The organism is Streptomyces sp. NPDC088350 (assembly GCF_044753545.1).
Classification (GTDB): Bacteria; Actinomycetota; Actinomycetes; order Streptomycetales; family Streptomycetaceae; genus Streptomyces.
The window spans coordinates 311822-326524 of the sequence record NZ_JBIVNL010000004.1; the positions used below are offsets into that span (position 1 = coordinate 311822).

The following is a 14703-nucleotide window of genomic DNA, read 5'->3' on the forward strand; positions in this document are numbered from 1 at the left end:
GGGGCCGGTGTGTCCCGTGGCGCCGGTCGCGCCGGTCATGCCTTGTGCGCCCGGGGTGCCGGGGGTGCCCGTCGCACCCGTGGGTCCGGTCGGTCCTGTGGGTCCGGTGGGTCCGGTCTGGCCGTTGGTGCCGGGCGTGCCCGTGGCGCCGGTCGGTCCGGTGGGTCCGGTGGGGCCGGTGTGTCCCGTGGCGCCGGTCGCGCCGGTCATGCCTTGTGCGCCCGGGGTGCCGGGGGTGCCCGTCGCACCCGTGGGTCCGGTCGGTCCCGTGGGGCCGGTCGCGCCGGTGGCTCCCTTGTCGCCCTTCGGGCCCTTGGGGCCGGTGGGTCCGGTGGGTCCGGTCGGGCCCTTGCAGTGGTCCTTGCCGCCGGCCTCGGTCGCCCCGGACTTGTGATGGTGGTTCGGCTTGCAGTCGCCGCCGCCGCCGTTGCCGGCCGCCGCCTCGGCGCGCCCGGTCATGCTCCGCGCCGCCGCGACGGTCGGGCTGGCCACCCCGGCCGCCAGGACCAGCGCGAGCGAGGCCACCATGCCCGCCTTCCTGAACCTGTCCCGGGCCAGCGGCCCGAGCGGCGATGTGCGGAACTCACGGAACTCAGGGAACTCAGGGTTCATCCACATGCTCCTTGCTCGATCGGTTCGGGTGATCTCTCGAATCCGAGTGCGAGCTTGACCTGGGCCGGGCGGGGTGATCGGCGTACTGGTTCGGAACGCGCCCGTTTGTCGTCGTATCGGACTAATGGGTGCGTTCTGATGGGGCATTTTTTACCTGCGATCACCCGTACGGGCTCAACCGCCGCTGTTCGGGGTCTCTCGGGCGCGGTCGTCCGCGTGGATGGACGGTCGCGGGGCGGACGCGTGCCACTGTGGCGCGCGTGTTTCCGACGGGACGTCAGCGTCCAGGACGGGTGAGGCCGTGAAGCAGCAGACCCTCTGCCTGTGCATGATCGTCAAGAACGAGTCGCTCGTGATCGAGCGCTGCCTGGAGGCCGTCCGCCCGCTCGTCGACTACTGGGTGATCTCCGACACCGGCTCGACGGACGGCACACAGGAACTGATCCGCAAGGTGCTGGACGGTGTTCCCGGCGAACTCCACGAAGACCCCTGGGTCGACTTCGGGCACAACCGGACCCGGAACATCCAGCACGCCCGCGGCAAGGCCGACTACCTGCTCACCCTCGACGCCGACCATGTCCTGCGGCAGGACGGCCCGCTGCCCCGGCTGACAGCGGGCTCGTACATGCTGCGCTACGACGCTCCCGGCACCCAGCACCGGTTCAAGCACCTGATGCGGGGCGACTGGCTGTGGCGCTACGAGGGCGTGACGCACGAGTACCCCCGCACCGACGAGCCCGACACCCAGGAGAACCTGGACGCGCTCGTCATCGAGGACCAGGCCGACGGCGGGTGCCGTAGCGACAAGTTCGAGCGCGACGCACGTCTGCTGAGGCGGGAACTCGCGCGCGACCCGGACAACCCGCGCACGGTCTTCTATCTGGCCAACACCGAACGCGACCTGGGGCACGCGGAGGAGGCGATCGCTCTCTACGAGCGGCGCGCCGCGATGGGGGGCTGGGGCGAGGAGGTCTACTGCTCGCTCGTGGAGGCCGGGACCCTGAGAGCGGAGAAGACCGGCGACTGGCCGGGGGCGATGGACGCGTTCTCCCGGGCCTGGGACGGACGCCCTCAACGACTCGAAGCCTGCTACGAGTTGGCGTCCCGCCTACGGACCGCGGGCCGCTACCGCACCGCGCACGCCCTGCTCGGCGACGTCGTCGGCAGACCGGAACCGGGTGATCTGCTCTTCACCAAGCCCTGGGTGTACCGATGGGGGCTCCTCTTCGAGTTCTCGATCACCGCCTACTGGGTGGGCGAGTTCGCGGCCTCCGTGGAAGCGTGCGACAGGTTGCTGGCGCTGCCGGACCTGCCCGCGTCCATCCGCCGCCAGACCATGACCAACCGCGAGTTCGCCGCTCCGCACGTCGCCGCGGTCCTGCCCCGACCGTCCGACCCCGCGCGCGGACCGAAGGCCTCCCGTGCCGGCAAGGCGGCCAGGGGCAGGAAGAAGTAGGCGGCGTACCGGCGCGCCCGCGGAGTCGGCCGGCCGGCACGGCGACCTCCTCGCGCCGCAGCCCCGCGACCCGGCGCGCCCCGGAACGGGGAGAACCCACCTGCGCGGGCGTCAGCCGGGAGCGCCGCGCACGCAGGAAGTCACCGAAGGCGTAACCGTCCGTACCGTCCATTCCAAAAGCCCACGGGTCCCTTTCGGTTCCTAGGAGTGGCGCACCCAGGAAGCCCCGTCCTGCCTCGTCGGGCCGATCCCGCCGATGCTCGGGAGGCGCGGTGGATCACCGCCGCGAGCAGCGGTATCGGCGAGGCCAATACAGGGAGTTCAGTGTGCGGCGACCCAGTCCGCCACCGTCGTGACCTCCGCCTGCATCGGGAACACCTTCTCGGTGAGGACCCGGTGGACCTCCGGGTCGTTGTCGAGGCAGCCGTCGGACAGGACGGTGAGGGCGAAGTCCAGGTCGGACGCCTGGCGGAGGGTGGACAGGACCACGCCGCTGGTGGCGATGCCCGTCAGGACCAGGTGGTCGATGTCGTTCGCCCGCAGGACCATGTCCAGGTCGCTGCCGGCGAACGCGCTGACGCGGCGCTTGGTGACGAGGATGTCGCCGGGTCCGGGGGCCACGTCCGGGTGGATCTCGTTGGCCTGGGTGGCGGCGGCCGACGCGGGGGAGCCCGCGAGCCTGCCGAACATCTTGTTGCGGGGGCTGATCTCCGGGGCGCCGGGGCGGAATCCGACGGTCACGTAGATCACGGTGACGCCGTCCGCGCGGGCCGTGTCGATCGCCTTGCGCAGGCGCGGCAGATACGCCGGGTCGGGGTAGCGGTCGACGATGACGCGCTGGACGTCCATGACGAGGAGGGCTTGCTGGGACACCGTTGTCCTTTCGGACGGGGAGGGGCGAGGGGAGGGGAAGGGGAGGGGAAGGGGTAAGTCATCACGTGATTACTTGCCTAACGTAACCATGCCCTGTAGTCATGTCAACGAGTGATTACTTGAATGGGTCGAGGGAGGTCGCCGGTGGTGACGAGTGAGGGTGACGGACCCCGTCGGCGGGACGCGGCGGCGACCCGGCAGGCGCTCCTGGAGGCCGCGAGCAGCCGGTTCACCCGACTCGGGTACGACCGCACGACGCTGCGGGACGTCGCCGCCGACGTCGGGGTCAACCTCGCGCTGATCAAGCGGTACTTCGACTCGAAGGAGGGGTTGTTCAAGGCGGCGCTGGCGTCGACTCCCCGCTTCCTGGGCCGCGACGAGGAGTTCCCGCAGGACCGGGCAGGCCTCGCCGAGGCGCTCAGCCACCAACTGTCCGCAGGTGCCTGGCCGGAGTTCGGCGAACACCCCGTACTGATGCTGCTCCGCGACTCCGGCGACGAACGCGTGGACGCCCTGCGCCGGAAGGCACTGGGCGAGTTCACCCGCCAGATCCTCGAAGCGTCCGGCGGGGGACCGGTGGTGGAGGACGACGAACGGCTGCTGCGGGCGGAACTCCTGGTCGCGCTCGGCGTCGGCGTCGCCGTCGTACGGTCCGCCGTAGGGCTGCAACCCCTGCGGGACGCGACCGCCGGCCAACTGGCTGCGCCCCTGCGGGAGATCGTCGACGCGCTCCTCGCGCCCCCTGCCGACGACCGCTGAAGTCCCGCACAGTGCACGGGTGGACGACATCGCGATCCGCCCCGCCGAACCAGCCGAGTTGGACGTCGTCGCCGGGCTGCGGTGGCGGTGGGTCCTGGAGAGCGGACACCAACCCGTCACCACCCGCGAGGAGTTCGTACGGCACTTCGTCGACTGGGCGGCGGAGAACACCGGTTCACATCGGCGCGTGGTCGTCGTGCGGGACGGCGGTGTCGGCGGGCGGCTCGTGGAGGCGGTTCCGGCCCGCGCCCGGGACCTCGGGCTCGAACGCGTCACCGTCCACTCCTCACCCCGCGCGATCCCCGCGTACGCCCGACGCGGTTTCGCCCCTTCACCCCGCCTCCTCCACACCCATGTCACCCGCGCCGACCCCTACCCTTGACGCCGGGGGCGGGCTCTTCGGTCACACCCTCACGCGTGAACTCCGGGAGTGCGGCGACACCTGGCACGAGCCGGAGGGGTTCACCCGGTACTGGATACGAACGGGGCGCTGCGGCGTCTTGGCTGATATGGACGCCCCTGTGAACTTCGAGAAGTCATCCTCGCGGCCCGCGCCGCAGTCGCCCGAGGGGTGTCTCGCCGTCGCGATCCGTGTTCCCGTGCGGATCGTCGTGCTCGTGCTGGTGGTGCCGGTGCGGTTGGTGTGGGACGCGTCGGTGGTCGGCGGGCGGTTCCTGTACCGCACGGTGCTGCGGCCGTTGGGGCGCGCGGTGTTCGTGTGGCCGTGGGTGGTGCTGTGGCGGTACGTCGTCGTACCGGTCGCGAAGGCCGTCGGGTGGCTCGCGAACGTCCTTGTTCTTGTGCCCCTCGGCTGGGCGTACCGGTATGTGCTGACCCCGGTCGGGCACGCCCTCGCCTGGACGGCGCAGGCGGTCGGGGCCGGGCTGGCCTGGGTGTACGCGCGTGTGCTCACTCCCGTCGGGCACGCGTGCGCGTGGATCGTCGGCGGGGCGGTCGCCGTCGTGGCGTGGCTCGGTCGGTATCTGCTAGTCGTGCCCGCCGGGTGGGTGTACGCGTGGGTGCTCGCTCCCATTGGGCACGGGGTCGCCTGGTGCGGGCGGGGGCTGTTGTGGCTTGTGAGGGCTGTTGGTACGGGGATCGGTGTCGTCCTGTACTGGGCGGCTCGGATGCTGCTCGTGCTGCCGGCGATCGCCCTCTGGCGCTGGGTTCTGACCCCGGTCGGGCGGGCGCTCGCCGTCGTCGGGCGGGAGGTCTGGGACGCGCTCGGGCATGCCTGGCGGATCGCGGGGCACATTTCGCTCGCCGTGGGGCGGTTGCTGGGGACCCTCTTCCGGTGGATCTTCGTGGAGCCCGTGAGCTGGGCGTACCGGACCGTTCTCACCCCGGTCGGACACGTCGTACGGGATCTGGTGCTGCGGCCCGCCGCCGAGGCCGCGCGCGGTGTGGGGCGGGTCACCCGGCAGGTGCTGGCCGCCGCGCGGGAGTCCGCCCGGCAGGCGCGTGCCGACTTCCGGCGGATGGTGTTCGGCGAGCCGCGAGCGCCGGAGCCGGTGGAGCGACGGGAACCGATGGGCGACGAGGCACGTACTCTTGGTAGAAGTACGACCGTTCTCACGAAGGACTAGGACACTGGGCAAGCGACAGCCCGAAGGCCCGCCGCCCGCACCCGCGGTGCAGCGCATCCGACTGCGCTACACCAAGCGCGGTCGCCTTCGGTTCACCAGCCACCGAGACTTCCAGCGCGCCTTCGAGCGTGCGCTGCGCCGCGCCGAGGTGCCGATGGCGTACTCGGCGGGGTTCACGCCGCATCCGAAGGTGTCGTACGCCAATGCCGCACCCACCGGCACGGGCAGTGAGGCGGAATATCTGGAGATCGCGCTCACCGCGGAGCGTGACCCCGACAAGCTGCGCGAGCTGCTCGACGAGTCGATGCCCGTCGGGCTCGACATCATCGACGCGGTCGAGGCCCGGACCTCCGGGCTCGCCGACCGGCTCACGGCTTCCGTGTGGGAGCTGCGGCTCGACGGGGTGGCGCCCGAGGACGCCGAGCGAGCGGTGGCCGCGTTCAACGCGGCCGAGAGCGTAGAGGTCCAGCGCATGGCCAAGAACGGCATGCGCACCTTCGACGCCCGTTCCGCCGTGGCAAGCCTTGAGGCCTCTTCCGAGACGGTCAGTCCACAGGCTGATAGGCCTACCGACCAGGCCTGTGCGATACTGCGGCTGGTTGTTCGGCACGTGACGCCTGCCGTTCGACCCGACGACGTCCTGTCCGGTCTTCGCGCCGTGGCCGACCTGGCGCCGCCGGTCGCCGCAGCGGTGACCAGGCTGGCGCAGGGGCTGTTCGATGAAGAGACCGGCACGGTGACCGACCCGCTCGCGCCCGACCGCGAGGCAGCAGTGACCGCGAACATCACGGTCGCCGAAGCTGCCGCCGCGAAGGCGCCGGCGTAGGGAAGGTTCCGCGTAGGGACGGATGTCGTAGCGCCGCCCTCGGACTCGGGAGCCACCTGGGTCGGGCAGCGCACCGACCACAAGACTTTCGCCAGGCCGTCCGCATCTGGGCGTACGGAACCGGCGAGACAGGACACAGAGAGCTCCCGTGCGGCGCCCGCGCCCCGGACGGCGGCACCGCGCAACGCGCGAGCCGCGGACGTCACCGGCATCCATGCCGGACCAGGCGCGGCGCCCGGGAGCCTGACGGGAGAAACGCCCGCATGCTCGAACCGACCGAATCCGCAGAGGGTTCCGAACTCAACACCCCGAGCGACACGCTGCCGCCGCGCCGTAGGCGCCGCGCCGCGTCTCGCCCAGCGGGACCGCCGACCGCCCCCGAGGGCGCGGTCGCGAACAGCGCTCCGGCCATACCGGCCGAAGTGAGCGACGACACCGACAAGAAGAACGAGACCGACGAGAGCGTCGAGACCGTAGAGGTCAGCGCGGTCGCCGAGCCCTTTGAGGCCGAGGTGACCGAAGCGGCTGCCGAGGCGCCCGACGTCGTAGAAGCCGTAAAGGCTGTGGAAGTCGCAGAGGAGGCCGCGCCTGCCGGGCGTCCGCGTCGGCGTGCGACGCGGCGGGTGTCCGCGCCCGCCGGTGCGCCGGAGGCCGGCGAGGTGCCCGAGGTGGCCGAGATCGTGGTGCCGGCCGTTGCCGCCGCCGCGCCCGCCGCCGTCGAGGAGGCCGCGCCCGTCGCGTCCGACGACGATGCCGCTCCGCGGCGCGGTCGGCGTCGTGCCACGCGCCGGGTGACCGCGCCCGAGACCGTCGCGCCCGCCGCCGAGCCGGTGGAGGAGGCCGAGGCGCCCGCTGCCGTCGAGGCCGTGGCCGCCGTAGCGGCCGTGGAGGAAGAGGCCGTGCCCGCCGGGCGTACGCGGCGTCGGGCGAGCCGGCGTGCCGCCGCGCCCGCCGGTGCGCCGCAGGTGGCCGAGGCCGCTGAGGTCGTCGAGGCCGCTGAGAGCGCCGTGGCGGCCGTTGTGAACGAAGAAGTGACCGAAGGTGCCGCGCCTGCCGCGTCCGATGAGGATGCCGCTCCGCGCCGGAGCCGTCGTCGCGCCACGCGCCGCGTGTCCGCGCCTGCCGGGACGCCCGTGGCCGAGGAGGCCCCTGTGAACGACGAGACCGCCGCGGAGACCGCGGAGACAACCACCGCCGCCGAGCCTGTCGAGGACTCCGGGCCGCGTCGTCGGCGTCGGGCCGTGCGCACCGCCGCCGGAGGGTTCTCCGCGCCCGCGCCGAAGAACGGGAACGGTGCCGAGGAGGAGGACGGTCCGCGTCGTCCCGCGCGGCCCGCCGTGGCCGTGTTCCGGGCGCCCGTCTTCACCGAGCCGATGTTCCAGACGCCGGAGCGGGCCGCCGCCGCTGCCGCCGAGGCGGTGGAGGACGACGAGGACGAGGTCGTCGTCGCCGAGCCCGTGGCCGTGGAAGTCGTCGAGGAAGAGACCGGCGGGCGTCGTCGGCGTCGTCGTCGGGGTGCCGCCTTCGAGGCGGAGCCCGAGGCCGCTGTCGTCGTCGAGGCCGTCGCCGTGGAGGAGGAGCCGGAGGAGGCCGACGAGGCCGCCGAGGACTCCGCCGACGGTGACGAGGCCGAGGAGACCGGTTCGCGCCGCCGCCGTCGCCGTGGCGGCCGGCGTCGTCGCCGTGGCGAGTCCGCCACCGGTGAGGACGAGGGCGAGGACGGCGACGAGTACGCCGCCGAGCAGGCCGATCAGGACGCAGAGGACACCGCCGAGCAGGTCGAGGAGGACGCCGAGGAGGCGGACGAGGACCAGGGCGGTTCCGGGTCGAGCAGCAGCCGTCGCCGGCGCCGTCGGCGTCGTCGCGCCGGTGACTCGGGCGGCGAGAGCGAGACGCCCTCGTCGGCCGACGACCCCGAGCGCACCGTCGTCAAGGTCCGCGAGCCGCGCGCCAAGAGGGACGAGCACCCGAGCGACGAGGTGCAGTCCATCAAGGGCTCGACGCGTCTTGAGGCCAAGAAGCAGCGCCGCCGGGAAGGCCGTGAGCAGGGGCGCCGGCGCGTCCCGATCATCACCGAGGCGGAGTTCCTGGCCCGCCGCGAGGCCGTCGAGCGTGTGATGGTCGTGCGGCAGAGCGGTGAGCGCACGCAGATCGGAGTCCTGGAGGACGGGGTGCTCGTCGAGCACTACGTCAACAAGGAGCAGTCGACCTCGTACGTCGGCAACGTCTACCTGGGCAAGGTCCAGAACGTGCTGCCCTCCATGGAGGCCGCGTTCATCGACATCGGCAAGGGGCGCAACGCCGTCCTGTACGCCGGTGAGGTCAACTTCGAGGCGCTCGGCATGGCCAACGGGCCGCGCCGCATCGAGTCCGCCCTGAAGTCGGGCCAGTCGGTCCTCGTGCAGGTCACCAAGGACCCGATCGGGCACAAGGGCGCGCGTCTGACGAGCCAGGTCTCCCTTCCGGGGCGTTACCTCGTGTACGTCCCCGAGGGCTCGATGACCGGCATCAGCCGCAAGCTGCCCGACACCGAGCGGGCCCGGCTGAAGACCATCCTCAAGAAGATCGTCCCCGAGGACGCGGGCGTCATCGTGCGCACCGCCGCCGAGGGCGCGAGCGAGGACGAGCTGAGCCGTGACGTCGAGCGGCTGCAGGCGCAGTGGGAGGACATCCAGAAGAAGGCGAAGGGCGGCGGCGGTTCGAACGCCCCGGCCCTGCTGTACGGCGAGCCGGACATGACCGTCCGCGTCGTGCGCGACATCTTCAACGAGGACTTCACCAAGGTCATCGTCAGCGGTGACGAGGCGTGGCAGACCATCCACGGCTACGTCTCGCACGTCGCCCCGGACCTCGCCGACCGGCTGTCCCGGTGGACCTCCGAGGTCGACGTCTTCGCGACGTACCGAATCGACGAGCAGCTGATGAAGGCGCTGGACCGCAAGGTCTGGCTGCCCAGCGGCGGTTCGCTGGTCATCGACAAGACCGAAGCGATGATCGTGATCGACGTCAACACCGGCAAGTTCACCGGTCAGGGCGGCAACCTCGAAGAGACCGTCACCAGGAACAACCTGGAGGCGGCCGAGGAGATCGTGCGCCAGCTGCGGCTGCGCGACCTGGGCGGCATCGTCGTCATCGACTTCATCGACATGGTCCTGGAGTCCAACCGGGACCTGGTCCTGCGGCGGCTCCTGGAGTGCCTGGGACGCGACCGTACGAAGCACCAGGTCGCCGAGGTCACCTCGCTGGGCCTGGTGCAGATGACCCGCAAGCGCGTCGGACAGGGCCTGCTGGAGTCCTTCTCCGAGACCTGCGTCCACTGCAACGGCCGCGGTGTCATCGTGCACATGGAGCAGCCGACCTCGGTCGGTGGCGGCGGCAAGCGCAAGCGGCGCGGGCGCGGTGGTGACGGGAGTGGGCAGGACGCCCACGACGGTCACGACACGCACGAGCACGACCACGAGCACGATGTGGCCGAGGACGAGATCGAGACCGAGGCGGAGGTGGCCGCCGAGGTCGCCATGCCGGTGCCGTTCGCGGAATCCGAGTTCCGGCCCGACGAGGATCTGTACAGCAGCGCCGCCGAGGCGGAGGCCGCGGCCACCCGTGGCGGGCGTTCGCGGCGCCGGACGAGCCGGCGGGCGTCGGCTCCGGCCGGTGCGCCGAGGGCGGAGTCCCGTGAGTCGCGGCAGCCGCGTGAGGTACGCGAGGTCCACGAGGTCCACGAGGTGCGGGAGGAGGCCGAGCCGACGGCTGTCGCTGTCGCGCAGGCCGCGCCCGTCGCCGTAGAAGACCCGGTGGTCGAGGCTCCGGTCGTTGCCGAAGCCCCGGTTGCCGAGGTGGTCGACGACGCCGCGCCCAGGGGCCGTACGCGCCGTCGTGCGACCCGTAAGGCGACCGCGCCCGCCGGTTCGCCCGCGGGGGCCGAGGAGGTCGCCGTGGTGACGGTCACCGAGGCCGCCGCGCCGGTCGTCGTCGAGACGCCCGCCCCGGCGCAGGACGAGCAGCAGCCCGAGGCGCCCGCCGAGAGCGCGGCTCCGGCCCGCCCGCGGCGTCGTGCCGTGCGCAAGGCCACCGCGCCGACCGCGTCCGAGGAGGCGGCCGTCGTGGTCGTACCGTCGGCCGTGGTGGAAGCGGTGCCCGCCGCCGAGGCCTCCACCGAGGCTGAGGCCGATGGCGAGGCTCCGGCCAAGAAGACGGCCGCTCGCAAGACGGCCAAGAAGGCCACGGTGAAGAAGGCCGCCGCCAAGAAGACGACGGCGACGGCGACCAAGACCGCGGCCAAGAAGACGGCCGCGAAGAAGACGACGGCCAAGAAGGCCGCCAAGACCACGTCGAAGAAGACCGCGGCGGCGGAGCAGACGAACCCGTCCTCCGTCACCGCCTCCACCGACGAGGGCTGAACCCCAGGTGTGCGGCCGGTCGCAGCAGTGACCGGCCGCACACCGCGGGGGCCCGGTTTGACCCGTTCGGCTGCGGCCCCGTAACCTTGACTGTCGGCGTGTCCACTGGTGACACGCCACATCCCCGTAAACCTCTTCCTCCCGGGTGTGTTCCGCCGGGAGAGGCCGTCTGCTCCGCAGGGCGGCTGGACTGCGGGGGTGCCGTCCCTGAGCAAGAGAGTGAGATCCGCGTGTACGCCATCGTGCGCAGCGGTGGTCGCCAGCACAAGGTTGCTGTCGGCGACATCGTTGAGGTTGACAAGATTTCCACTGCCAAGGTTGGCGACACGGTCGAGCTCTCGACCCTGCTCGTTGTCGACGGCGACGCTGTGACCAGCGACCCGTGGGTCCTGGCCGGCATCAAGGTCCAGGCCGAGGTCGTGGACCACCACAAGGGCGTCAAGATCGACATCCTTCGCTACAAGAACAAGACCGGCTACCGCCGTCGTCAGGGCCACCGCCAGCAGTACACGGCGATCAAGGTCACTGAGATCCCCGCGGCTGCGAAGTAAGGGACTGAGGAGAGATGGCACACAAGAAGGGCGCATCGTCCACCCGGAACGGTCGCGACTCCAATGCCCAGCGGCTCGGCGTGAAGCGCTTCGGCGGTCAGGTCGTCAACGCGGGTGAGATCCTGGTCCGCCAGCGCGGCACCCACTTCCACCCCGGTTCGGGCGTCGGCCGTGGCGGCGACGACACGCTGTTCGCGCTGAACGCCGGTGCGGTGGAGTTCGGTACCCACCGTGGCCGCAAGGTCGTGAACATCGTTCCGGTCGCCTGATCGGAAGCTTGCGCGAGGCGGACCTCACTTCCCCTGGTGGGAAGAGGGTCCGCCTTTCGCGTGTTAGTGCAAAGACACCCCGTATGTAACTGGAGGCACATCCCATGACCACCTTCGTGGACCGCGTCGAGCTGCATGTCGCCGCGGGTAACGGAGGCCACGGCTGTGCCTCCGTCCACCGTGAGAAGTTCAAGCCGCTCGGCGGCCCGGACGGCGGCAACGGTGGAAGGGGCGGTGACGTCATCCTCATCGTCGACCAGTCCGTGACCACGCTGCTGGACTACCACCACTCCCCGCACCGCAAGGCCACCAACGGCAAGCCCGGCGAGGGCGGCAACCGCTCCGGCAAGGACGGCACGGACCTGATCCTGCCGGTGCCGGACGGCACGGTCGTGCAGGACGGCGCGGGCAACGTCCTCGCCGACCTCGTCGGCCACGGCACCTCGTACGTCGCCGCGCAGGGCGGCCGGGGCGGCCTCGGCAACGCGGCGCTGTCCTCGGCCCGCCGCAAGGCCCCCGGCTTCGCGCTGCTCGGCGTGCCCGGTGACCTCCAGGACATCGTCCTCGAACTGAAGACGGTCGCCGACGTGGCGCTCGTGGGCTACCCGAGCGCCGGCAAGTCCTCGCTGATCTCCGTGCTGAGCGCGGCCAAGCCGAAGATCGCCGACTACCCGTTCACCACCCTGGTCCCGAACCTCGGCGTGGTCACGGCCGGCGAGACGGTCTACACGATCGCCGACGTCCCCGGTCTCATCCCGGGCGCCAGCCAGGGCAAGGGCCTCGGCCTGGAGTTCCTGCGCCACGTCGAGCGGTGCAGCGTCCTCGTGCACATCCTCGACACGGCGACGCTGGAGTCCGAGCGCGACCCGATCTCCGACCTCGACATGATCGAGGAGGAGCTGAAGCAGTACGGCGGCCTCGACCGGCGCCCGCGCATGGTCGTCCTGAACAAGATCGACGTACCGGACGGCAAGGACCTGGCCGAGATGGTGCGCCCCGACCTGGAGGCGCGCGGCTACCGCGTCTTCGAGGTGTCGGCCGTCGCGCACACGGGACTGCGTGAACTGTCCTTCGCCATCGCGGAGTTCGTCGCCGCGTCGCGTGCCGCGAAGCCGAAGGAGGAGGCGACCCGGATCGTCATCCGCCCGAAGGCGGTCGACGACAGCGGCTTCACCGTCGTACAGGAGGAGGACGGCCTCTTCCGCGTGCGCGGCGAGAAGCCCGAACGCTGGGTCCGCCAGACCGACTTCAGCAACGACGAGGCCGTCGGCTACCTCGCCGACCGGCTCAACCGCCTCGGTGTGGAGGCGGAGTTGACGAAGGTGGGCGCCCGCTCCGGCGACGGCGTCGCGATCGGCCCCGAGGACAACGCGGTCGTCTTCGACTGGGAGCCGACCGTCATGGCCGGCGCGGAGATGCTGGGCCGGCGTGGCGAGGACCACCGGCTCGACGAGCCGCGTCCGGCGACGCAGCGCCGTCGTGACAAGCAGGCCGAGCGGGACGACGCGGCGCAGGAGTTCGAGGAGTTCAAGCCCTTCTGAGTGGACGGGTGAAGATCGTTTGCCCGGCGTAACCGGAACTGGCTGAGACCCGTTGCTCTTTGAGCAACGGGTCTCTTGCTGTGTGCGCATTTGTCATGGACGCGATACCTACTGTTCAACGGGCGGGACTCCGCGCACTGTGAACCTTCCAAGTGACCCAAGAGGCCAACGTCGCAAGGGAGTTCACGATGACCGGAGCCGTATCACCCGATCGACGACGTTTTCTCGCGGCCGGCGCGGCGGTGCTCGGGGCCGCCGCCTCCGCCCAGTTGTGGCTGCCGACGTCCGCCCGAGCTGCCGAAACCCCGCTGCCCGACGGGGTGTTCAGCCTCGGCATCTCCTCCGGCGACCCGCTGCCCGACGGCATCGTGCTGTGGACGCGCCTCGCCCCGGACCCGCTGCACGGCGGCGGTATGCCCGACCAAGTCGTCCCCGTGGAGTGGGAGATCGCGGAGGACGCCCGTTTCAGAAAGAGCGTGCGCCGCGGAGTCGCGCCCGCACGGCCCGAGTACGGGCACAGCGTTCACGTGGATGTACGGGGACTGCGTCCGGGCCGTGACTACTGGTACCGCTTCCGTGCCGGCGGCCAGCTCTCCGCCACCGGCCGCACCCGCACCGCGCCCCACGAGCGCAGCTCCGGCGGCCGGCTGCGCGTCGCGCTCGCCTCCTGCCAGAACTGGCAGAACGGCTACTTCACGCCGTACGCCGACATGCTGTCCCAGGACCCCGACTTCGTGCTCTTCGTCGGCGACTACATCTACGAGTCGGCGCCGTCGAACGCGGGACCGCGCCGGCACGAGGGCACGGGGGAGCCGTACAGCCTGGTCCAGTACCGCAACCGGTACGCGCAGTACCGCAGCGACCCGGACCTCCTCGCGATGCACGCCAACTCCCCCTGGGTGGTGACCTTCGACGACCACGAGGTGGACAACGACTGGGCGGGGGAGATCCCGCAGGACCCCGACAAGCAGTCGCACGACGCGTTCGTGGCGCGGCTGACGGCGGCCTTCCAGGCGTACTACGAGCACATGCCGGTCCGCGCGACCGCCGTCCCTGACGGGCCGCACATCCAGATGTACCGGCGCCTCGAATTCGGCCGCCTGATGCGCCTGAACGTCCTGGACACCCGGCAGTTCCGCAGCGACCAGGCGACCACCCAGGCCGGCGCCGAGGACCCGGCGATGACGATGATGGGCGCCGAGCAGAAGCAGTGGCTGCTGCACGGGCTGCGCCACTCGCCCGCCCGCTGGAACGTCATCGCCTCGCAGATCATGATGGCCGAGACGGACATCCTGCTCGGCGCGGGCAAGCAGTGGTTCTACGACGCCTGGGACGGCTACCAGGCCGAACGCAACGCCCTGCTGGAGGACTTCAAGAGCGTCCGCAACCCCGTGGTGCTCAGCGGCGACCGGCACCTGACGATGATCAGCGACCTGAAAGAGGACTTCGCCGACCCGGAATCCGCCGTCGTCGGCGCCGAGTTCGTCGGTACGTCCATCTCCAGCAACGGCGACCAGGACCAGGCAGCCTTCCACGCCCAGTGGGACCCGCTGAGGGCGGACAACCCGCACTGGAAGGTGATCGACGCCCACCGCGGCTACCACCTGTTCGACATCCGGCGGGACGGGATCGACGCGCAGGTGCGGGTCGTGGACACCGTCGTGAAGCCCACGGCCGTACCCAGTACTTACGCCTCGCTCCGCGTCGAGGCGGGCGACCCCGGGGTCCAGGTGGTCTGAGGTCTGTGAAACCTGTGTGACGGGAGCCTGGGACTCATCCGTGTCCCAGGCTCCTCTCAGGTCGAACTCAGGAACAACTCTTACCTTCCGT

11 protein-coding genes and 1 pseudogene are annotated in these 14703 nt (G+C 71.2%); 10 read left to right on the forward strand and 2 right to left on the reverse strand.

What is annotated here, in order from left to right; genetic code table 11:
- Positions 1-612 (reverse strand): annotated as a pseudogene (locus ACIQBL_RS15300) (collagen-like protein); the annotation flags it as partial.
- A 301-nt stretch (positions 613-913) separates the two neighbouring features.
- Between ACIQBL_RS15300 and ACIQBL_RS15305 the strand changes: the two are divergent.
- Positions 914-2068 (forward strand): glycosyltransferase, encoded by a 1155-nt coding sequence (locus ACIQBL_RS15305; RefSeq protein WP_401941364.1) that lies wholly within the window; start codon positions 914-916, stop codon positions 2066-2068.
- A 321-nt stretch (positions 2069-2389) separates the two neighbouring features.
- Here ACIQBL_RS15305 and ACIQBL_RS15310 read toward each other — a convergent pair whose 3' ends face one another.
- Positions 2390-2941, reverse strand: coding sequence for a cysteine hydrolase family protein (locus ACIQBL_RS15310; protein ID WP_401941366.1), 552 nt, complete (start codon positions 2939-2941; stop codon positions 2390-2392).
- A gap of 144 nt (positions 2942-3085) precedes the next feature.
- Between ACIQBL_RS15310 and ACIQBL_RS15315 the strand changes: the two genes are divergently transcribed.
- The 9 genes from ACIQBL_RS15315 (at position 3086) to ACIQBL_RS15355 (ending at position 14612) form a co-directional block, all read left to right on the forward strand.
- Positions 3086-3700, forward strand: coding sequence for a TetR/AcrR family transcriptional regulator (locus tag ACIQBL_RS15315; RefSeq protein WP_401941369.1), 615 nt, complete (start codon positions 3086-3088; stop codon positions 3698-3700).
- A 19-nt stretch (positions 3701-3719) separates the two neighbouring features.
- On the forward strand, positions 3720-4082 hold the full coding sequence (locus ACIQBL_RS15320; RefSeq protein ID WP_401941372.1) for a GNAT family N-acetyltransferase: 363 nt from the start codon (positions 3720-3722) through the stop codon (positions 4080-4082).
- Positions 4083-4209: 127 nt separating this feature from the next.
- A complete protein-coding gene (locus ACIQBL_RS15325; protein WP_401941374.1) occupies positions 4210-5286 on the forward strand; it encodes a hypothetical protein in 1077 nt (358 codons plus the stop codon).
- A gap of 46 nt (positions 5287-5332) precedes the next feature.
- Positions 5333-6112 (forward strand): TIGR03936 family radical SAM-associated protein, encoded by a 780-nt coding sequence (locus ACIQBL_RS15330; RefSeq protein ID WP_401941376.1) that lies wholly within the window; start codon positions 5333-5335, stop codon positions 6110-6112.
- Between the two features lie 263 nt (positions 6113-6375).
- Complete coding sequence (locus tag ACIQBL_RS15335) at positions 6376-10512, forward strand: ribonuclease E/G (protein WP_401941378.1); 4137 nt, start codon at positions 6376-6378, stop codon at positions 10510-10512.
- Between the two features lie 230 nt (positions 10513-10742).
- On the forward strand, positions 10743-11063 hold the full coding sequence (gene rplU / locus ACIQBL_RS15340) for a 50S ribosomal protein L21 (RefSeq protein WP_007381993.1): 321 nt from the start codon (positions 10743-10745) through the stop codon (positions 11061-11063).
- Positions 11064-11077: 14 nt separating this feature from the next.
- Positions 11078-11332, forward strand: coding sequence for a 50S ribosomal protein L27 (rpmA, locus tag ACIQBL_RS15345; protein ID WP_019063244.1), 255 nt, complete (start codon positions 11078-11080; stop codon positions 11330-11332).
- A 104-nt stretch (positions 11333-11436) separates the two neighbouring features.
- On the forward strand, positions 11437-12873 hold the full coding sequence (obgE, locus tag ACIQBL_RS15350) for a GTPase ObgE (protein WP_401941381.1): 1437 nt from the start codon (positions 11437-11439) through the stop codon (positions 12871-12873).
- A 188-nt stretch (positions 12874-13061) separates the two neighbouring features.
- On the forward strand, positions 13062-14612 hold the full coding sequence (locus ACIQBL_RS15355) for an alkaline phosphatase D family protein (RefSeq protein WP_401941383.1): 1551 nt from the start codon (positions 13062-13064) through the stop codon (positions 14610-14612).
- Positions 14613-14703 lie beyond the last annotated feature (91 nt).

Coding starts and splice junctions, on each gene's coding strand:
- ACIQBL_RS15355 (WP_401941383.1), top strand. CDS start 13,062: ATGACCGGAGCCGTATCACCCGATCGACGACGTTTTCTCGCGGCCGGC.
- ACIQBL_RS15325 (WP_401941374.1), top strand. CDS start 4,210: ATGGACGCCCCTGTGAACTTCGAGAAGTCATCCTCGCGGCCCGCGCCG.
- rpmA (WP_019063244.1), top strand. CDS start 11,078: ATGGCACACAAGAAGGGCGCATCGTCCACCCGGAACGGTCGCGACTCC.
- obgE (WP_401941381.1), top strand. CDS start 11,437: ATGACCACCTTCGTGGACCGCGTCGAGCTGCATGTCGCCGCGGGTAAC.
- ACIQBL_RS15335 (WP_401941378.1), top strand. CDS start 6,376: ATGCTCGAACCGACCGAATCCGCAGAGGGTTCCGAACTCAACACCCCG.